Source organism: Catellatospora sichuanensis (assembly GCF_007483665.1).
GTDB classification, from domain to species: Bacteria; Actinomycetota; Actinomycetes; order Mycobacteriales; family Micromonosporaceae; genus Catellatospora; species Catellatospora sichuanensis.
Genome location: NZ_VIQO01000033.1, coordinates 93,262 through 113,220 on the forward strand (window position 1 = coordinate 93,262; position 19,959 = coordinate 113,220).

At 71.7% G+C, this 19,959-nt stretch carries 17 protein-coding genes; 13 read left to right on the top strand and 4 right to left on the bottom strand.

From position 1 onward, the window contains the following. Nucleotides 1-9: 9 nt before the first annotated feature. Nucleotides 10-2,490 (top strand): DEAD/DEAH box helicase, encoded by a 2,481-nt coding sequence (locus FLL47_RS36325; protein ID WP_144127193.1) that lies wholly within the window; start codon nucleotides 10-12, stop codon nucleotides 2,488-2,490. A gap of 97 nt (nucleotides 2,491-2,587) precedes the next feature. Here FLL47_RS36325 and FLL47_RS36330 read toward each other — a convergent pair whose 3' ends face one another. Beyond that, nucleotides 2,588-3,817 carry a threonine/serine exporter family protein gene (locus FLL47_RS36330; protein ID WP_246159130.1) on the bottom strand — a complete coding sequence of 410 codons (1,230 nt, stop codon included), beginning with the start codon at nucleotides 3,815-3,817 and terminating at the stop codon, nucleotides 2,588-2,590. Between the two features lie 76 nt (nucleotides 3,818-3,893). On the opposite strand from FLL47_RS36330, the gene FLL47_RS36335 reads away from it, so the two are divergent. The 6 genes from FLL47_RS36335 to FLL47_RS36360 all read left to right on the top strand — a co-directional run bounded on the left by FLL47_RS36335 (nucleotide 3,894) and on the right by FLL47_RS36360 (nucleotide 9,412). Continuing rightward, nucleotides 3,894-4,685, top strand: a complete 792-nt coding sequence (locus FLL47_RS36335; protein WP_144127195.1) for an alpha/beta fold hydrolase — start codon at nucleotides 3,894-3,896, stop codon at nucleotides 4,683-4,685. Between the two features lie 188 nt (nucleotides 4,686-4,873). Beyond that, nucleotides 4,874-5,605, top strand: a complete 732-nt coding sequence (locus tag FLL47_RS36340) for an NUDIX hydrolase (RefSeq protein ID WP_144127196.1) — start codon at nucleotides 4,874-4,876, stop codon at nucleotides 5,603-5,605. 70 nt (nucleotides 5,606-5,675) lie between these two features. Next, nucleotides 5,676-6,659, top strand: coding sequence for a lipopolysaccharide kinase InaA family protein (locus tag FLL47_RS36345; protein ID WP_144127197.1), 984 nt, complete (start codon nucleotides 5,676-5,678; stop codon nucleotides 6,657-6,659). A 10-nt stretch (nucleotides 6,660-6,669) separates the two neighbouring features. Beyond that, nucleotides 6,670-7,638, top strand: coding sequence for a hypothetical protein (locus tag FLL47_RS36350; RefSeq protein WP_144127198.1), 969 nt, complete (start codon nucleotides 6,670-6,672; stop codon nucleotides 7,636-7,638). Continuing rightward, nucleotides 7,635-8,873: an adenylosuccinate synthetase gene (locus tag FLL47_RS36355; RefSeq protein ID WP_246159118.1), complete on the top strand. Its 1,239-nt coding sequence runs from the start codon at nucleotides 7,635-7,637 to the stop codon at nucleotides 8,871-8,873. The genes FLL47_RS36350 and FLL47_RS36355 overlap by 4 nt, the downstream gene beginning before the upstream one ends. A gap of 107 nt (nucleotides 8,874-8,980) precedes the next feature. Then, nucleotides 8,981-9,412 carry a hypothetical protein gene (locus tag FLL47_RS36360; RefSeq protein WP_144127199.1) on the top strand — a complete coding sequence of 144 codons (432 nt, stop codon included), beginning with the start codon at nucleotides 8,981-8,983 and terminating at the stop codon, nucleotides 9,410-9,412. Between the two features lie 66 nt (nucleotides 9,413-9,478). Here FLL47_RS36360 and FLL47_RS36365 read toward each other — a convergent pair whose 3' ends face one another. After that, nucleotides 9,479-11,554 carry an amylo-alpha-1,6-glucosidase gene (locus FLL47_RS36365; RefSeq protein ID WP_144127200.1) on the bottom strand — a complete coding sequence of 692 codons (2,076 nt, stop codon included), beginning with the start codon at nucleotides 11,552-11,554 and terminating at the stop codon, nucleotides 9,479-9,481. A 137-nt stretch (nucleotides 11,555-11,691) separates the two neighbouring features. Here FLL47_RS36365 and FLL47_RS36370 point away from each other — a divergent pair, with 137 nt between their 5' ends. The 5 genes from FLL47_RS36370 (at nucleotide 11,692) to FLL47_RS36390 (ending at nucleotide 16,409) form a co-directional block, all read left to right on the top strand. Next, complete coding sequence (locus FLL47_RS36370; RefSeq protein ID WP_144127201.1) at nucleotides 11,692-12,720, top strand: LacI family DNA-binding transcriptional regulator; 1,029 nt, start codon at nucleotides 11,692-11,694, stop codon at nucleotides 12,718-12,720. A 54-nt stretch (nucleotides 12,721-12,774) separates the two neighbouring features. Beyond that, nucleotides 12,775-14,019 carry a sugar ABC transporter substrate-binding protein gene (locus FLL47_RS36375; protein WP_144127202.1) on the top strand — a complete coding sequence of 415 codons (1,245 nt, stop codon included), beginning with the start codon at nucleotides 12,775-12,777 and terminating at the stop codon, nucleotides 14,017-14,019. Between the two features lie 71 nt (nucleotides 14,020-14,090). Further along, a complete protein-coding gene (locus FLL47_RS36380; RefSeq protein ID WP_222106367.1) occupies nucleotides 14,091-15,179 on the top strand; it encodes a carbohydrate ABC transporter permease in 1,089 nt (362 codons plus the stop codon). A 2-nt stretch (nucleotides 15,180-15,181) separates the two neighbouring features. Then, a complete protein-coding gene (locus FLL47_RS36385) occupies nucleotides 15,182-16,060 on the top strand; it encodes a carbohydrate ABC transporter permease (protein ID WP_144127203.1) in 879 nt (292 codons plus the stop codon). A gap of 109 nt (nucleotides 16,061-16,169) precedes the next feature. After that, nucleotides 16,170-16,409, top strand: a complete 240-nt coding sequence (locus FLL47_RS36390; protein ID WP_144127204.1) for a hypothetical protein — start codon at nucleotides 16,170-16,172, stop codon at nucleotides 16,407-16,409. Nucleotides 16,410-16,452: 43 nt separating this feature from the next. On the opposite strand, the gene FLL47_RS36395 is transcribed toward FLL47_RS36390, so the two are convergent. Next, complete coding sequence (locus FLL47_RS36395; protein WP_144127205.1) at nucleotides 16,453-17,085, bottom strand: alpha-ketoglutarate-dependent dioxygenase AlkB; 633 nt, start codon at nucleotides 17,083-17,085, stop codon at nucleotides 16,453-16,455. Between the two features lie 222 nt (nucleotides 17,086-17,307). Between FLL47_RS36395 and FLL47_RS36400 the strand changes: the two genes are divergently transcribed. After that, nucleotides 17,308-19,455: a protein kinase domain-containing protein gene (locus FLL47_RS36400; protein WP_144127206.1), complete on the top strand. Its 2,148-nt coding sequence runs from the start codon at nucleotides 17,308-17,310 to the stop codon at nucleotides 19,453-19,455. Between the two features lie 33 nt (nucleotides 19,456-19,488). On the opposite strand, the gene mscL is transcribed toward FLL47_RS36400, so the two are convergent. Beyond that, complete coding sequence (gene mscL / locus FLL47_RS36405; protein ID WP_144127207.1) at nucleotides 19,489-19,920, bottom strand: large conductance mechanosensitive channel protein MscL; 432 nt, start codon at nucleotides 19,918-19,920, stop codon at nucleotides 19,489-19,491. Nucleotides 19,921-19,959 lie beyond the last annotated feature (39 nt).

Here is a 19,959-nt window from a genome sequence, read left to right on the forward strand (position 1 = left end):
TTACGGACCATGACGCTCACTGATCACCTCCCCCGCGACACCGATCCCGACTCCCTCTTCGACGCCTTCTCCGGCTGGGTGGCCGAACAGGGCATCACGCTGTACCCGGCGCAACAGGACGCGCTGATCGAGATCGTCTCCGGGGCGAACCTGATCCTGAGCACGCCGACCGGCTCCGGCAAGAGCCTGGTCGCGCTCGGTGCGCACTTCGCCGCGATGGCCGAGAACCGGCGCACCTTCTACACCGCGCCGATCAAGGCGCTGGTGTCGGAGAAGTTCTTCGCGCTGTGCGCGGCGCTGGGCCCGGAGAACGTGGGCATGATGACCGGCGACGCGGCGGTCAACCCGGACGCGCCCGTCATCTGCTGCACCGCGGAGATCCTGGCCAACCTGGCGCTGCGCGACGGCGCGGACGCCGACGTCGGCCAGGTCGTCATGGACGAGTTCCACTTCTACAGCGAGCCCGACCGGGGCTGGGCCTGGCAGGTGCCGCTGATCGAGCTGCCCGACGCGCAGTTCGTGCTCATGTCGGCCACCCTGGGCGATGTCACCCGGTTCGTCGACGACCTGTCCCGGCGCACCGGCCGGCCCACCGCCGTGGTCAGCTCCGGCGAGCGGCCCGTCCCGCTGTTCCACTCGTACGTCACCACGCCGCTGCACGAGACCATCGAGGAGCTGCTGTCCACCAAGCAGGCCCCGGTGTACATCGTGCACTTCACCCAGGCCGCGGCGCTGGAGCAGGCCAGCGCGCTGATGAGCATCAACATGTGCACGCGCGCGGAGAAGGACGCCATCGCCGAGCTGATCGGCACCTTCCGGTTCACTGCGGGCTTCGGCAAGACGCTGTCGCGCCTGGTGCGCCACGGCATCGGCGTGCACCACGCGGGCATGCTGCCCAAGTACCGCCGCCTGGTCGAGCAGCTGGCCCAGGCCGGCCTGCTGAAGGTCATCTGCGGCACGGACACCCTGGGCGTCGGCATCAACCTGCCCATCCGCACGGTGCTGTTCACCGGCCTGAACAAGTTCGACGGGCAGCGCATGCGGCTGCTCAAGGCACGCGAGTTCCACCAGATCGCGGGGCGCGCGGGCCGGGCCGGATACGACACCCTCGGCACCGTCATCGTGCAGGCCCCCGAGCACGTGGTCGAGAACGAGAAGGCCGCCGCGAAGGCCGCGGGCGACCCGAAGAAGCTCAAGAAGCTGGTGCGCAAGAAGCCGCCGGAGGGTTTCATCGGCTGGGCGCAGCCCACCTTCGAGCGCCTGGTCTCCGCCGAGCCTGAGCCGCTGACCTCCAGCTTCAACGTCAGCCACGCCATGGTGCTCAACGTGATCGAGCGCGGCGGCAACGCCTTCGCCAACATGCGCCACCTGCTCACCGACAACCACGAGACGCCGACCGCGCGCCGCAAGCACATCCGCCGCGCCATCATGATCTACCGGGCGCTGCGCACGGCGGGCATCGTGGAGCAGACCGAGGACGGCCGCATCCGGGTCACCGACGTGCTGCAGCTCGGCTTCGCGCTCAACCAGCCGCTGTCGCCGTTCGCCGTCGCCGCGATCGAGCTGCTCGGCATGGACGACCCCGGGTACGCCATGGACGTGGTGTCGATCATCGAGGCGGTGCTGGAGGACCCGCGGCAGATCCTCTACGCGCAGCAGGACCGGGCCAAGGGCGAGGCCGTCGCGCAGATGAAGGCCGACGGCATCGAGTACGAGGAGCGCATGGCGCTGCTCGAGAACGTGACCTGGCCCAAGCCCATGGAGGAGCTGCTCGAGGTCGCCTTCGAGTCATATCGCAAGGGCCACCCGTGGGTCGACGACCAGCGGCTGTCCCCGAAGGCCGTGGTCCGGGACATGTTCGAAAAGGGCATGACCTTCACCGAGTACGTCAGCTTCTACGGGCTGACCCGGTCCGAGGGACTGGTGCTGCGCTACCTCGCCGACGCGTACCGGACGCTGCGCCAGACCGTGCCCGAGGACAGCAAGACCGAGGAGCTGCACGATGTCATCGAGTGGCTCGGCGAGCTGGTCCGCCAGGTCGACTCCAGCCTGCTCGACGAGTGGGAGCAGCTGAGCAACCCCGGCGACGCCCCGGTGGAGGCCGCCCCGCCCGCGGTCACCCGCAACGTGCGGGCGTTCCGGGTCCAGGTGCGCAACGCCCTGTTCCGCCGGGTCGAGCTGGCCGCCCGTCGGCGCTGGGAGGCGCTCGGCGAGCTGGACGCCGCCGACGGCTGGGACAGCGAGGCGTGGCGCGACGCGCTGGAGCCGTACTACGAGCTCTACGACGAGATCGGCATCGGGCCGGACGCCCGCGGCCCCGCCCGGATCATCATCGAGCAGGGCAAGGACGTCTGGAAGGTGCGACAGATCCTGGACGACCCCGACGGCCACCACGACTGGGGCATCTCCGCCGAAGTCGACCTCGCCGCCTCCGACGAACACGGCCAGGCCATCCTCACCATCACCGACGTCGGCCAACTCGGCGCCTGACCCCTCTTTTCGCAACTCTTGAAGAGTCGCGGCCACCGGCACCCGCCGAGGCCGCGACTCTTCAAGAGTTGCGCCATGCGCGGGCGGGCGGCGGGGGTCAGGCGGAGCGGGAGGTGAGGAGGCGGGAGGTGGCGGTGACGTTGGAGAGGAGGCTGGAGCCGACCAGGACGCCGAGGGAGACCGCGACGACGGTCAGGAATGCGGTGACCAGGTTGGACCGGCCGGTGCCGGACAGCTCGACGAGGCCGGTCACGCCGGTGACCCCGACCAGGCTGAGCGCGCCGGGCACCAGCAGCCAGAACGACGGCAGGAAGACGACCTGGGCGGGCGGGCCGTGCAGCCGCTGCACCGCGTTGGCCAGCGGCACGATCACCAGGCCGCCCGCGAAGGCCGCGAACAGGCCGCCGGCCCACAGCCCGGCGAGGAACTGTCCGGCGTACGCGAGCACGAGCGTGACCAGCAGCCACGGCAGCGACCGGGGCGGGGCGGAGCTGTTGAGGTAGATGCCGACGCCGAACACCAGCACCCCGACCCACGGCGCCCACACGCCCAGCGGCTCGGTCTGCGCGATGCCCTGGGCGGGCCCGGCGATCTGCATCCCGGCGTAGATGCCGAAGGTGAGCAGCAGCAGCACGTACACGCTGGAGACCAGGCGGCTCGCGCCGCTGATGATGGACCGGGTGACCATCTCCTGCGCGCCCAGCGTCAGCGCCGCCCCGGGCAGGAACGTGGCCAGCGGCGGGATCAGCAGGCTGGCCGGATCCGCGCCCAGCTCCGGGCTGTACCGGTAGGCCAGCACCGTCACCGCCATCGCCGCCGCGACCGGCAGCGCCAGGGACAGCACCTGCACCCGGTCGGCGATCAGGCGCAGCACGCCGACCAGCAGTCCCAGCAGCGCGAGCCCGACCAGCGCCCGCTCGTCGCGGACGAACAGCAGGCCGATGCCGACGGTGAGCACGCCGTGGCCGAGCACCGTGATCACCGCGCCGAAGCGGGGCGGCGCGTCGAGGATCTCCTGGACCCGTTCGATGCCCTCCGCGGGCGGGATCGGGTCGGCCTTGACCTGCTCGAACAGTGTGTACAGCCGGGCCACCTGGTCCAGGCGCAGCGGCGGCCCGTCGGCGTTGGCGAAGTCGACGGTGACGCCGCCCTCCCCGCCGGCCCGGACGAACACGCCGGTCGGCACGACGAGGAACTCGACGTCGCCCACGCCGTAGGCGTCCGCGATCGCGACCAGCTCGTCCGGGATGCGGTTGGCCGTCTCCCCGGCGAGGCACAGGGCGACCCCGCACTTGCGGAGGAATGCGAGCAGGTTGTCGGGCGGCATGGTCACTGCGGCAGTATGGATCACCGCGGCGCGGCGGAGAAGGCCCGTTGCGGACCGTGGGACGGGGGCCGAGGACATGCAGGTGGTACGCGACGGAGTGCGGCTGGAATGCCACGACTCGGGCGGCGACGGCCCGGCGATCGTGCTGCTGCACGGCCTGGCGGGCCACGCCGGGGAGTTCGCCGACCTGCAACGGGCGCTGCCGGCCGGGCTGCGGTGCGTGGCGGTCGACCAGCGTGCGCACGTGCCCGGCGAGCCGGTGCCCGCGGACCTGTCGCGGGCGGCCTACGCGCGGGACGTCGCGTTCGTGATCGAACAGCTGGGACCGGGGAAGGCGGTGCTCGTCGGGCAGTCCCTGGGCGGGCACACCGCGATGCTGGCCGCGGCGGCGCGGCCCGACCTGGTCCGCGGGCTCGTCATGATCGAGGCCGGGCCGGAGGCGGACGGGCCGGAGCTGCCCGCGGAGATCGGTGGCTGGCTGGACTCGTGGCCGGTCCCGTTCAGCTCCCGGGCGCAGGCCGCGGAGTTCTTCGGCGGCGGGCCGGTCGGCGCGGGCTGGGCCGCGGGCCTGGTCGAGCGTGACGGCGGCCTGTGGCCGAGGTTCGCCCGCGACGCCATGGTCGACTCGATCGCCACGCTGGTCGGCGCGCCCGCGTGGACCGAGTGGGACAGCCTCACCGTTCCGGTGCTGGTGGTGCGCGGCGAGCGCGGCATCATGACCGACGCCGAGGTGGCGCGGATGACCGAGCGCCCGGACACGGGTCTGGTCACCGTGCTCGACGCAGGCCATGACGTGCACCTTGACCAGCCGGTGGCGACGGCGGCGGCGATCAGCGCCTACCTGGACAGCCGGGTGCCCGCCGCGTAACCCACGCCCGATGGCTTGAGCCCGGTCCGGGTCCCGACCAGGACAGCGGGCGCCAACCGGCCCCGCGGACGCCACTCGGGTGGCGCAGCCCGGACGATGTCGTGCAGCAGTCGGCCGTTGACAGCGGCCGGACCCGGCCCTAGAGTCATTCTCAGCTTGAGTTAATCTCATTTCGAGAAGGACATGACATGGTCACCGAGCGCGAGTTCCTCGACGACTACGACCCACGGGCCTACCCGGCGGTCGCGGTCACGGTCGACGTCGTCACGCTCACCATCCGCGACGGCGTGCTCCACGTGCTGCTGGTCGAGCGCGGCGAGCAACCCTTCGCCGGCTGCCTCGCGCTGCCGGGCGGTTTCGTCCGCGAGGAGACGCTCGACGAAGCGGCACTGCGCGAGCTCGCCGAGGAGACTGGGATCCTTCCCCGCGTCCACCTGGAACAACTCGCCACCTTCGGCGGCCCCGGCCGCGATCCGCGCATGCGGGTGGTGTCGGTCGCCTACCTCGCCTTCGCGCCGCGCCTGCCCGATCCCACCGTCGGCGGCGACGCAGCCGCGGCCCGCTGGGTCCCGGTCGACGACGCGACCGACCTCGCGTTCGACCACGACGCGATCCTCGCCGCCGGGCTCGAACGCGCACGCGCCAAGCTCGAATACACGCCGCTGGCGACCGCGTTCGTCGGCGAGGAGTTCACGATCGCGCAGCTGCGCGGCGTCTACACGGCGGTCTGGGGTGAGGAGCCGCACGCGGGCAACTTCCACCGCAAGGTGCTGTCCGTGCCGGGCTTCATCGAAGCAACCGGCTCCACCACCCAGCGCGGCGGCGAGCGCGGCGGCCCCCGGTCCAAGCTCTACCGGGCAGGCGACGCCCGCATCCTGCACCCGGCACTACTGCGGCCCTCCTCGGAGGAACGGCGATGAGCGAGCGCAGCGAGCGAATCATGTGGCACGGGTCAGCTCAGGCACGTGACGAGCGCAGCGAGGAGCGGGCATGAGCGACTTCGACGACGCGGTCACCCGCGTGACGGCAGCGCGCTCCCCCGGTGACCTGTTCGGTGACGGCGACAGCGGGCACGCATACCGCACCCTTGCCAAGATCCTGCACCCGGACGCGGCGCCGACCGGCGCCACCGCGACCGCGACGCAGGTCTTCGCCCGGCTGGCGGGCCTGTGGGCCGCGCACCGCGGCGGCACCACCATGACCACGCGTCGCGGCACCTACCGCATCGGGCCGCCGGCCTACGCGGGCGACATCGCCGACCTGTACCTGGTCGACGGCGGCGCCGCACTGCTGAAGCTGCCCCGGCACCCCGCCGACAGCGACCTGATGCGCCGGGAGGTACACGCCCTGACCCGGCTGCGCAGCCACGGTGAGGCACGCCATGGCGCGTACGCCCCGAGACTGATCGAGTCGTTCACACACCGCGACCCCGCGAGCGGCGCTCAGCGCACCGCCACGATCCTCGCCCACCAGGACGGGTTCGTGACCCTGGCGCGGGTGAAGCAGTCCTACCCGGACGGCGTCGACCCGCGGGATGCGGCCTGGATGTGGCGGCGGCTGCTCGTCGCCGTCGGCTACGCCCACCGCGCCGGTGTCGTCCACGGCGCCGTCGTCCCCGATCACGTACTGATCCACCCGGGCGAGCACGGCCTCGTCCTCGTCGACTGGTGCTACAGCGTCACCGAACCCGGTCAGACGGTCCCGGCGCTCGCCACCGAGTACCGCGACCTCTACCCGCCGGAAGTCCCCGGCAAGCGCCCCGCCGGCGAGGCGACCGACATCCACCTCGCCACCCGGTGCATGACCTGGCTCATGGGCGACCGGACACCGCCGGCGCTGGCCCGGTTCGCGCACGGCTGCACCCTGCCCAACCCGAACGCCCGCCCGCACGACGCGTGGCGGCTGCTCGCCGAACTCGACGAGCTGCTGGACACGCTCTACGGGCCCCGCACCTTCCGGCCCTTCACCCTCTAAGGAGCAGATCATGGGAAGCGGACGATGGTCCACCGACGTCTACGCCGCCGCGGCCGGCTACCGCGCGGCGACCGGCGCCAGCGCCTTCGCCTACAGCGACTCCGGCGCGCGTACCGTGCACGACGCACTCGACCCGCACGGCGTCCCGGTGCGGGAGAGCCGCGACAGCGATCAGCACCCGCGGTCGACCCCGATCGCGATCCTCTTCGACGTCACCGGGTCGATGGGCTCGGTGCCGCGCGTACTGCAGACCAAACTGCCGGAACTGTTCGGCCTGCTGATCCGCAAGGGCTACTGCACCGACCCGCAGATCCTCTTCGGCGCGATCGGTGACGCCACCTGCGATCGGGCGCCGCTGCAGATCGGGCAGTTCGAGTCCGACAACCGCATGGACGACGACCTCGGCCGGATCCTGCTCGAAGGCGGCGGAGGCGGACAGCGCACCGAGTCCTACGAGCTCGCCATGTACTTCATGGCCCGCCACACCGAGCTCGACACCGTCGCGCGGGGACGGCGCGGCTACCTGTTCATCATCGGCGACGAGATGGCCTACCAGCGGGTCAAGCCCGACGAGGTGCGCCGCGTCATCGGCGACACGATCGCCGAACCGATCAGCACCGAGGCGATCGTCGCCGAGCTGCAGCGCAGCTACGACGTGTACTTCATCATGCCCGCGCAGGCCAGCTACACCGGCGACGCCGAGATCCTCGGACACTGGCGCAAGCTACTCGGCCAGAACGTCATCGAACTCGACGACCTCGACGCCGTCTGCGAGACCATCGCCCTCACCATCGGGCTCGGCGAGGACGCCACCGACCTGGACTCCGGGCTGGTCGACCTCGCCGAGGCGGGGTCGGCCGCCGGCCCGACCGTCGGCAAGGCGCTCGCCCCGCTCGGCAACACCCGCGGCGTACTGGTCCGCTCGGCGCTGCCGGCCGGTTTCGGCGACGGCCGAGCCACCCCGGTGACCCGGCTGTGACCGAACCCCGCCACGTCATCGTCGTCGACCTCGGCTACGGCGACGCAGGCAAGGGCACGATCGTGGACTGGCTCTGCGCGACCCGACCGGTCAGCACCGTGATCCGGTTCAACGGGGGCGCGCAGGCCGCCCACAACGTGGTGACGCCCGACGGGCGTCACCACACGTTCGCCCAGTTCGGCTCCGGCACCCTGCACGGGGTCCGCACCCACCTGTCCCGGTTCATGATGGTCGACCCGCTGGCTCTCGCCGCCGAAGCCGGGCACCTGGCCGAACTGGGCGTGGCGGCGCCGTTCGAGCTGCTCACCATCGACCGCCGGGCGCTGCTGACGACGCCCTGGCACCGGGCCGCCAACCAGGCCCGGGAAGCCGCACGCGGCGACGACCGGCACGGGTCCTGCGGCATGGGCGTCGGCGAGACCGCGGCGTTCGCGCTCGCCCACCCCGACCTCGCCGTCCGCGCCGGTGACACCGAGTCCCCGGCCACGCTCGCGCGTAAGCTGCGCGCGGTCCGAGACGCGCTCACCGCCGAACTCGGCCCCCTCGACGCGCCACCCGTCGCCACCGTGGCCGAAGCATTCCGATGGTTCGGGACCGCGGTCCGGTTCGTCTCCACATCCCGGCACGCGCTGCGCGGGCCCTGCGTCTTCGAAGGCGCCCAGGGCGTCCTGCTGGACGAATGGCGCGGCTTTCACCCCTACACGACCTGGTCCACGACCACGTTCGACAACGCCGAGACCCTGCTGGCCGAAGCCGGCGACGGTGACGCCCTGCGCCTCGGCGTCGTGCGCACCTACACGACCCGCCACGGCGCCGGACCCCTGGTCACCGAGGACCCGCGGCTCACGGCGGCGCTACCGGAACGGCACAACGCCCACGGCCCGTGGCAGGGCGCGTGGCGGGCCGGGCACTTCGACGCCGTCGCCCACCGCTACGCGGTCGACGTGTGCGGCGGCGTCGACGCCCTCGCCGTCACCCACCTCGACGTCGCCGCACACCACGACCTGAAGATGTGCCTGTCATACGAGCAGCTCGACCGGATCGTGCCCGGCGCGCGCGGCGATCTGGCATACCAGGAGAAGCTCACCCAGACCCTGACCACCGCCACCCCGGTCTACACCGGACTCGCCGACATAGGCGAGGTGCTCGGCACTCCGATCGCGGTCACCTCGCACGGCCCGACGTGGCGAGACAAGCGCCGATGTCGCACACCCGTCCGGCCAGGGGCCAGCTGACCTGTTCGGCCTAGGACGTGAGGCCGATGGCCCAACCGCGCGATGCTCGTCACAGTAAATGAATGCTGCGGATGCTTCGCCGAATCGGCCAGTACATGTTCTGCCTGATGTTCGTCGGCATCGGGCTCGTCGTGTCCGTCGTGTTCGATCGCGACGACGAGCGCTGGTGGGCGGGTCCCGGCTTCGTGGGCGTGGGTGTGCTTCTCATCGTGGTGTTCTCGATGGTCAACCGCTGGCGCGATCGGCGCAACGCGATCCTCAAGCATGGGGTCGATGGCCGTGGCCTGGTCACCGAGGTGAATCCCACCGCCCAGTGGGAGAGCAACGACGTGCGCTACTTCCGCATGACCATGACGATCGAGGTGCCGGGCTGGGCGCCGTATACGGCAACCGCGCGGCAGCCGTACCACCGGACGCGCTGGGACCGCATCCGCCCGGGCATCGTGGTGCCCGTCCGGGTCCACCCGCAGGATCCCCGCCGCGTCATGGTGGCGGCCGACGCGCTGAACAACCCGAGCCTGAAGCCCGAACCGAACTGAGAGTCGGCACGGGTCACCTGGGGCATCCCGCGAGCGGTGCAAGCAGGATGCCCCTGTCGCCGGCGCTCAGTCCAGGGTCAGGCCGGACGGCAGTCCGGTGACGGTCGGCCGGCCCGTGCCGTCGACCGCCACGGTGACCGGCTTGCCGCCGATACGGAGGCCGCGGGCGGTGACGGCACCCAGGGGCGCGCCCGCCAGCGGTCGGACGCTCACCCGGCCGGCCGGCACGTCCGGGCGTACGCCGAGCATCGCGTGCAGCACCGCGACCACCGCGGTCGCCGACCACGCCTGGGGCCGGCAGGCCGCCGGGTACGGCACGGGCCGGCGTGACGTGCTGCGGGCGTCGCCGGAGTGCAGTTCCGGCAGCCGGTAGTCGAACGCCTCCGCGGCGGCGAGCAGGCCCTCGGCCAGCTGCGCCGCGACCTCGGCGTGACCGTCGGCGGCCAGGCCGCTGATCGCGATGGCCGTGTCGTGCGCCCATACCGTGCCGCAGTGGTACGACAGCGGGCTGTACCCGTGCTCGTCGGCGGCCATGGTGCGCAGCCCGAACGCGTCGGCGTTGCCCGGCGCGGCCAGCAGCGCGGCCACGGACGCGGACTCCGCTTCGGACAGGATGCCGGTGCCCAGCAGATGACCGATGTTGCTGGTCAGTGAGTTGACGGGCCGCTTGTACCGGTCGAGCGCGAGCGCGGGGTGCGCGCCCTGCGGCCCGTCGACCCAGTATGCCGCACGGAACCGCTCGGCCAGCCGGCCCGCATGGTCGCGCCAACGCTCGGCGCCGGCCAGGCCGTACGCGTCGAGCAGTGCCGCGCCGTGCACGGCCGCCTGGTAGGCGTAGCCCTGCACCTCGACCAGCGCGATCGGCGCGCCGGCCTGGCGCCCGTCCCGGAAGCGCACGGCGTCGCCGGAGTCCTTCCAGCCCTGGTTGGCCAGCCCGTGGCCATGGGTGTCGACGTACTCGACGAAGCCGTCGCCGTCGGGGTCGGCGTACTTGTCCAGCCAGCCGAGCGCGGCTTCCAGGTGTGGCAACAGCTCGGCGACCCGGTCGTCGGGCATGCCCCAGCGCCACGCGTCGTGCAGCAGGCTGATCCACAGCAGGGTCGCGTCGACGGTGCCGTAGTAGACGTCGGGCAGGTCCAGTTCGCCGACGGCGCCGCTGAAGTGGAACGGGCGGCGGCGCAGCTCGTGCATGATCTTGCCGGGTTCCTCGCAGGTGGCGGGGTCGAGTGCCCGGCCCTGGCGGCGGGCCAGCGCGCGCAGCGTGCCGGCGGCCAGTCCGGTGCCCAGCGGCAGCATCATCCGGGCCGCCCAGATGCTGTCCCGCCCGAACAGGGTGAGGAACCACGGCACCCCGGCCGCCAGGAAGGTGTCGTCCGGCTGCGCGGTCTCGGCCAAGCGCAGGGTCTGCAGGTCGTCCAGCGACTGGTCGAGCAGCCGGGTGAGCCGGTGGTCGGCGGCGGAGACCTGCGGGCGGGCCCAGTCCGCGGCGTGGCGGGGCGTGGCCACGATCGAGCGCGGGTCGCGGACCTCGGCGTGCCAGCGGTGGCTGACCTGCTCACGCGGGCCGAGGGCGACCTGCCAGCGCAGGCCCGCGGCGATGCCGTCGATCAGCTCGGCGCCGGGGGCGGTGACGCGGACCTCGGTCTCGCCGTCGCGCCACCGCAGCGCGCCGTCGTGTTCGCCCGCGGAGTGGTCCAGGCGTCCGCCGCCGGACTTCACCTCCTCGATCGGCGCGAAGTCGCAGCCCAGAGCGATGCTGAGAGTGAACATGACGGGGACCGCGGCGGTCGAGGTGACCGTGAGGTGTTCGTCCATACCGGATGGTCCGGCGGTCCGCAGGCGCTCGACACGCACGGTCGGGTCGGGGCCCGGGTCGCCGAGCCACCGCACGAGAGCGGTGAACCGCGTCGCGCCCGGCCCGTCGGGCTGGAACGCCACCTGTTCCGGCTCGCGCCCGTCGATCAGCAGGTGCGCCCGGGACAGCACCCGGCTGTCTGCGTAGAACAGGCCTTGCACACCAGCCTCCCGGATCTGCCCATCGGTGCCACTCAACGCGCTCGCGGGAGCGAAGACGGTGCTGACCAGGTCGTGCAGCAGGGGTTGCAGGGGCCGGGCTTCGGATGGGTTGGACTGGTTGAGCAAGGGGTAACTCCTTGATGCCGAACCGTCTCTTGACAGTCGGTTCGTCGGGATGCAAAGTGATCATGCTTCCGGCAGTTGAACGTTCAAATTATGCGGTCTCGTTTTTAGAACGATCAAGAGGGGCAAGGGCGGCGAGAATGGCTGACAGGGTGACAATCACCACAGTTGCTCGTCATGCCCAGGTTTCCGTACAGACCGTATCCAATGTGCTCAATTCACCGCATCTGGTCCGGCCCGAGACCCGGCAGCGGGTGCAGGACGCCATCGACGCCCTGGGCTACCGCGCCAACCAGGCCGCCCGCCAGATGCGCACCGGCCGCTCCCGGCTGATCGCGGCCCGCATCGAGCCCGCACAGGACGGCATCAACGGTTCGATCCTGGACCGCTTCCTGCACGGACTCGCCGAGGCCGCCGCCCCCGCCCGCTACCGCGTGCTGCTCTACACCGCAGCCGACGACGCCGCGGAGATCGCCACCTACGAGGACATGCTCAGCGCGTACGACATCGACGCGTTCGTGCTCACCAGCACGCACCATGCCGACACCCGCACCACCTGGCTCGCCGAACGCGGCGTGCCGTTCGTGACGTTCGGCCGACCATGGGACGCCCCGGGCAGCCATCCGTGGGTCGACGTGGACGGCGCCGCCGGCACCGCCGAGGCCACCCGGCACCTGCTGCGCGCCGGGCACCGCCGGATCGGCTTCATCGGCTGGCCACCCGGTTCCGGCGTCGGCGACGACCGCCGCTCCGGCTGGGCCGCCGCGCTGGCCGAGGCCGGCATCGACTGCCACGGCCTCGACGCCGTCACCGCCGACGGGGTGGCCGAGGGCGTGGCCGCAGCACGCGACCTGCTCACCCGTGCCGAGCCGGTCACCGCGATCGTGTGCTGCAGCGACTCGCTCGCCCTGGGCGCCCTGCACGCCACCGGCGGCGCCGAACCGGCCGTGCCGGGCCCGCCCGCGCCCGGCCGGATCGCCGTCATCGGCTTCGACGACACCCCCGTCGCGCAGGCCGTCGGGCTCACCAGCATCGCGCAACCGCTCGGCGAAGCGGCCACGCACTGCCTGCGGCTGCTGGCCACACAGCTCGACGCGCCCGGCAGCCGCCCACCGGGAGACGGGCAGATCCTGCTCACCCCGGCCCTGGTGCCCCGCCGCACCGCCTGACCACACCCCGCACCCTGTCCCGTCCCCACCCCGATGAACAGGAGACAAAAGAAAATGTTCCACGGCAGACTCCGCAAGACCGCCATCGCGGTCGCGGCGGCCGGTGCGCTGGCGGTCACCTCCGCCTGCGGCAGCGGCTTCGACGACGGCGCCACCCCCCAGCAGAGCAGCGGCCCGGCTGCCCTGCAGGTGCTCATCGGATCCTCCGGCGACGCCGAGACCAAGGCCGTCAACGACGCCGCCGCCAAGTGGGCCACCGCCACCGGCAACACGGCGACCGTCACCCCCGCCCAGGACCTGAGCCAGCAGCTCGGCCAGGCCTTCGCCGGCGACTCCCCGCCCGACGTGTTCTACGTCGACGCCTCCCGCTTCGCCGACTACGCCAGCGTCGGCGCGCTGGAGCCGTACGGCGACAAGCTCGCCAACAAGGGCGACTTCTACGACAGCCTCAAGCAGACCTTCACCTACGACGGCAAGTTCTACTGCGCGCCGAAAGACTTCTCGACGCTCGCCCTGCAGGTCAACACCGACCTGTGGACCAAGGCCGGGCTGACCGACGCGGACCTGCCCACCACCTGGGAGCAGCTGCAGGCCACCGCCGAGAAGATCAAGGCCAAGGGCCTCACCCCGCTGGTCGTCGGCGACACCCGCGACCGGATCGGCGCCTTCCTGGTGCAGGCCGGCGGCTGGCTGATCAGCACCGACGGCAAGCAGGCCACCGCGGACAGCCCGGAGAACCTGCAGGCGCTGACGTACTTCCAGGGCCTGCAGAAGAAGGGCCTGGCCGTCTTCCCCAAGCAGGTCGACGCGGGCTGGGGCGGCGAGGCCTTCGGCAAGGGCAAGGCCGTCATGACGATCGAGGGCAACTGGATCAAGGGCGCCATGTCCAACGACTTCCCGAACGTCAAGTACACGGTGCACGAACTGCCCGCCGGCCCGAAGGGCAAGGGCACCCTGTCGTTCACCAACTGCTGGGGCATCTCCGCCAAGAGCAAGTTCAAGGACCAGGCGATCAAGTTCGTCGAGGCCATGACCAGCGTCGACCAGCAGCTCGCGTACGCCAAGGCGTTCGGCGTCATGCCGTCGCTGAAGACCGCGAAAGACGGCTACTCCCAGCAGTTCCCGGCCGACGGACCGTTCGTGACCGGCGCCGACTACGCCCACGGCCCGGTGAACGCCCCGAAGATGGACAGCGTCCTGTCCGACTTCGACACCCAGCTGCAGAAGCTCGCCACCGGTGACCCGAAGGCGGTCCTGGAGCGGGTGCAGAAGAACATCGCCGCCGCGCTCGGCAGCTGATCCCGACCGGTGCAGGGTGCGCGGCCGCGACCGCGGCCGCGCACCCCGACTTCGCAGAAGGCAGGTGACTCGTGTCCGGCAGCAGGCGCCGCGGCGGCATCCGCGGCAACGAGGCGGTGGCGGGCTGGCTGTTCGTCGCCCCGGTGGTGGTGATCCTCGGCCTGTTCCTCCTGCTGCCCATCCTGATGGCGCTGTGGGTCAGCCTCAGCGGCTGGAACGGCCAGGGCAGCCCCTTCCGCGCCGACGTGCCGTTCGTGGGCGCGGACAACTACACCCGCCTGTTCACCCAGGACGGGCTGGCCCGCGAGAACTTCATGACCAGCATCCGCAACAACGCGTACTACGTGCTGCTGGTCGTGCCCGCACAGACGGTCCTGGCGCTGGGCCTGGCGCTGGTCGTCAACCGGCGGGTGCTGCGCGGCAGGTCGTTCTTCCGCACCGCGTTCTACTTCCCGTCGGTGACCAGCTCCGTGGCGATCAGCGTCATGTTCCTGTTCCTGTTCGCCAACACCGGCGCGGTCAACTCGCTGCTGAGCGTGTTCGGCCTCGACGGCCCGCAGTGGTTCGCCGACCCGCGCGGGCTGCTGCACCTGAGCCTGTCCGGACTCGGCCTGGTGGACCTCGCCCACCCGCCCGCGGCGTTGACCGACGGCGGGCTGCTGGGCCTGTCCTGGTGGGAGTGGCTTTCCGGGCCGAGCGTGGCCATGAGCACCATCATCATCCTCGTGGTCTGGACGACCAGCGGCACCTTCATGCTGATGTTCCTCGCCGCGCTGCAGGACGTGCCGGTGCAGCTGGAGGAGGCCAGCCTGATCGACGGGGCCGGACCCTGGCAGCGGCTGCGCTATGTGACCCTGCCGCTGCTCAAGCCGACGATGTTCCTCGTCATCACGCTCGGCCTCATCAGTACCTGGCAGGTGTTCGACCAGATCTACGTGATGAGCCAGGGCAACCCGGCCAAGACCACGCTGACCCCCGCCTACCTGTCCTACCGCACCGCGTTCAAGGACTTCGAGTACGGCAGCGGCGCGGCGATCTCGTTCGTGCTGTTCCTGCTCATCGTGGTGCTGACGCTGGTGCAGCGCTGGGTCATGCGTGACCGCGACCGCGTGCCGCGCACCCGCGCGCGCCTGCTCCCGACCCGTACGCGGAGGTCCTGATCATGTCCGTGGCGGCCGACCGACCGCGCTCCCCCGCCCGCCGCGACGGCGGCCGCACCCTGGCGAGCCACTTCGTCGGGTACGCGGTGCTGATCTTCTTCGCGCTGGTGTTCCTCTACCCGTTCGTGATCCAGCTGGCCAACGCGTTCAAGTCCGAGCCGGACGCGGCGGCCAACCCGCTGGCGCCGCTGCCGGACCCGGTGACCACCGCCGCGTTCACGCGGATCTTCGAGGGCACCGGCTTCCCCCGGTGGGTGGGCAACTCGCTCGTCGTCACCACCGTCGTCACCGCCGGCCGGGTGTTCCTGGACTCGCTCGCCGGGTATGCCCTGGCCCGGCTGCATTTCCGCGGCCGCGCGGCGGTCACCGGCGCGGTCGTCGCGGTCATGGCGGTGCCCGGCGTCGTGCTGCTGATCCCGAAGTTCCTGGTGCTCAACCAGCTCGGCATCTACAACAGCTACACCGCGCTGATCCTGCCCGTCATCGTGGACGCGGCCGGCGTGTTCATCATGCGGCAGTTCTTCGTCTCCGTGCCGGTCAGCGTCGAGGAGGCGGCCCGCATCGACGGGGCGGGCGTGTTCCGCACGTTCTGGTCGGTGGTGCTGCCGATGGCGCGCCCCGCGCTGATCACGCTGACCATCCTGTCGTTCCAGGGCTCGTGGAACGAGTTCCCGCACACCCTGGTCGCGGTGCAGAGCCCCGAGCTGTTCACGTTGCCGCGCGGCGTCGCCGACCTGGTGAGCGGGTCGCTGGGCGCGGGCAGCCAGTACCCGCTCAAGCTCGGCGCCGCCCTGCTGGCGACCATCCCGGTCGCCGTCATCTTCCTGGTGTTCCAGCGCCACTTCGTCCGCGGCGCCGCCGAGGGCGCCAGCAAGGAGTAGACCCCGGCGGCGGCGGGAACCGCACCCCTTCTTCCCCCGCCGCCGGCCTTCGCCACCCCGGTAGGCGGAACGTGTACCAGCCGGCTGTCCCGAAGCCGACAATGTACCCATGACGGACGAGCATGCGATGCAGCGTGAACTGGAGCAGGTCGACGTGATGATCGCCGAGTTGCGCAGCCAGGCCGAGCAGATCCGGAAGGAGGTCGGCAACCGTGAGGACGGGCCCGGCGACCCCGGCGACACCACGCTGCTGATCAGTAGCGCGGAGGAGCAGGAGGCGCTGGTCGCGGTGCTGGAGGACCGCCGCGGCAAACTCCGCGAACGACTCGGCCTGGGTGCGCAGGGTTAGCTTCCCCGCGGCGACACCTCGCCCCGAACGACCGCAGGGGCGCTCAGGCCACGTTGACCGGGCGGAACTGCACGCTCACCCGTGGCCCCACGTGGCGGGCCGTCTTCGGGATGCAGTGCTCCCAGGTCCGCTGGCAGGAGCCGCCCATCACGACCAGGTCGCCGTGGCCGAGCGGGAAGCGGATGCTCTGCTCACCGCCGCCGCGCGGGCGCAGCAGCAGCGGCCGGGGCTCGCCGAAGGACACGATGGCGACCATGGTGTCGGTGTGCGAACCGCGGCCGATGGTGTCGCCGTGCCAGGCCACGCTGTCGCGGCCGTCGCGGTAGAGGCACATGCCCGCGGACACGAACGGCTCGCCCAGTTCGGGGGCGTAATACTCGGTGAGCGCGGCGCGGGCCTGGGTGAGCACCGGGTGCGGCAGCGTCTCGTCGGGGCCGTACCAGCGCAGCAGCCGGGGCACGTCGACCTCGCGCTCGTACATCTCCCGCCGCTCGGCCCGCCAGTCGACCTGCTCCAGCAGCGCCTCGAGCACGTCTTCGGAGCCGTGCACCCAGCCGGTCAGGTGGTCGACCCAGGCCCCGCGGGTGAGCGGATGCCGGTTCACCGCCCCGGCCAGCGGGCCCAGGGTCGCCCGCTCATCAAGATCAAAGATTGACGGTTGGTGTACGTGCGCCATGACCAGGGATTCTATACCCGCTTCGAACACGGGTACCAATCCACGGGATTCGCTACCCTGACTGGGTGGCCGACCGGACGGCAGGGCATGATGACTGCCGAAGCGCTCCCAGAGGGCATATCCAATCACGACTGTTGTATGTGGTGTCGAACCGCCTGTCGGGGATGGACGAGGATAGTATGCCGCCCGGGAGCGCAACTGAAAGTCGACTGAGGGTGTCGTATGAGGCCGCTGGGAACCACCGACCCGCACTCCGTAGCAACCTACCGGCTGGTCGGCGTACTCGGCGGCGGCGGCATGGGACGCGTCTACCTGGGACAGTCACCGGCCGGGCGATACGTCGCGATCAAGGTGATCCGCCCGGAGCTGGCCGCCGACCCGATGTTCCGCCGCCGGTTCGGCCGTGAGGTGGCCGCGGCGCGCCTGGTGAACCCGCTGTTCACCGCCGCGGTCGTCGACGCCGACACCGAGGCCGAGTCGCCCTGGCTCGCCACCACCTACATCGAGGGACCCAGCGTGGAGCAGCGGGTGCGCTCCAGCGGCCCGCTGTCGGTCACCGCCGTGCTCACCCTCGCCACCGGCCTTGCCGAGGCGCTGGCCTCCATCCACCGCGCCGGGCTGGTGCACCGCGACCTCAAGCCGGCCAACATCCTGCTCGACGACACCGGCCCGCACATCATCGACTTCGGCATCGCGCTGTCCTCCGACGCCGAGCGCATGACCACCGGCGTCAACGTCGGCACCCCGTCGTACATGGCTCCCGAGCGCATCCAGGGTGAGGACGCCGGATCGCCGGGCGACATCTTCTCCCTCGGCGCCACCCTGTACTTCGCCGCCACCGGACGCACCCTGATCAGCGGCGGCAGCATGTTCGAGCAGATCAACCAGGTGACCCAGGGCCGGTTCGACCTGGCCGCGCTGCCGATCCAGCTGCGCCCTTTCGTCGTGCGCTGCATCAGCCTGCGCCCGCAGGACCGCCCCACCGCCAAGGAGCTGTCCCGGATCCTCATCGGCACCGGCGTGTCGACCCCGACGCCCGGCTGGTTCCAGCCGCTGATCGCGCTGCCCGGCGGCGAGCCGCAGACCTTCGAGCCGCCCGCGCCGACCTGGGGCACCCCGAAGGTGTGGCAGCGGCGGCCGGTCCTGGCCGGCGCGGTGCTGGGCGCGCTCGGGCTGGCCGCGGGCGGCGCTTGGGCGGTCACCCGCGGCGGCGCGGACCCCGGCGCGCCGGACGGATCGGACCCGGCAACCGCGGGGCCGGGCGGCTCGCCGCCACCGACCGGGCCGCTGCGGCCGGGGGCGCTGCGCTGGCAGACCAACTCGCGGACCGCGCCGGGTCCGTTCCACCTCGTGGCCGCCGAGGACGGGCGGCTGATCGGCACGGACGGGCCGCGGGTGTTCGCCATCGACCCGCCCGGTCCGGGCCAGAACCAGGCCTGGAGCGTACGGATCGACGCCGAGCCGGTCATCGTCCGCGACTGGGGGCCGGCCGTGCTGGTCAGCACGGACAGCCGGCTGTGGCGGGTGGAGAACGAGACCGGCAACCTGGGCTTCAAGGGCATCGACGCGGGCGGGACGGTCGGCGAGGTCGCGCTCGCCCCGGACCGGGCCTTCGTCGGGCTGCCCGCCTCGGTGCGCGCGTTCAACCGGGTCGGCGCGCCGGTGTGGCGCAAGGACGTGACGGAGTCGCCGCTGGTGGCCGACATGTCCTGGCTGGTCACCCGGCAGGAGCGCAACGGCACGGTGACGGTCACGCTGCGCGACGCGGCCACCGGCGATCAGAAGTGGCAGGCGTCGTACAAGCTCGCACCCCCGCCACCGGACGCCGGTCGGGGTGGGCCCGGCGGGCCCGGCGGTCCGGGCGGTCCCGGCGGCGGCCCGCCCGAGGACGCCTGGGAGGCCGTCGAAGCCCGGCTGGGCCCCGCGCACCTGCTGCTGCGCGAGGGCGGCGAACTGCGGGTGATCCGGCTGTCCGACGGCGAGATCATGTGGCACAAGCTGTGGCAGAAGCCGGTGGCCGGGGTCGAACTGATCGGCGACACGGTGGTGATGGCCGCCGACCGCATCTACGGGTTCCGCACCGACACCGGCGTGGAGCGCTGGAACATCTCCGCACGCGGTGGCCGGCTGGCCGCCTCGCCGGACGGCAAGCTCTGCTACGTGGTGGCCCAGCAGCGTTTCGCCGCGATCGATCTCGCGATCGGCGACGCCGCCTGGTCCGAGCCGCTGCCCGCGGACGCACGCGAGGAGAACGTCAGCCGCCTGGTGGTGCGGCATCCGACCGCGTACGTCCTGCTGCGGCCCCCTCCCTTCAAGGACGGCGACACGCCCGACGTGCTCGCGATCTCGCTCGTCTCCGGGCCGCGATAGCGGCGGGCGGCGCGACGCCGCCCGCCGCGTGGCTCAGCGGTCGGCGGGCTGCTCGTTCTCGTGGCGGACGGCCTGCGCGGGCACCCGGCCGGCGACCAGCGCGTCACGGATCTCGGTGAGCAGCCGGATGTCCTCGGTCACCGGCGCGGGCTCGGGCTCCTTGCCCTTGTTGCGCCGCTCGGCCAGCTTGTTCATCGGCAGCACGACCAGGAAGTAGAGCACCGCAGCGGTCATCACGAACGTGATCACCGCACTCAGGAAGCCACCGAAGTCCAGTTTGCCCGACCCCAGCTCGACCGAGAGGCCGTCGGCCTTGCCCGGGGCGCCGATGAAGTCGATCACGGGGGTCAGGAACGAGGCCGTGAAGCTGGTGACCAGACCGGTGAACGCCGCGCCGATGACCACACCGACGGCCAGGTCGACGACGTTGCCGCGCATGATGAAGTTCTTGAAGCCGCTAAACATGTCCCACACCGTATCCGAGTGCCCGGCCCGACCCGCGGG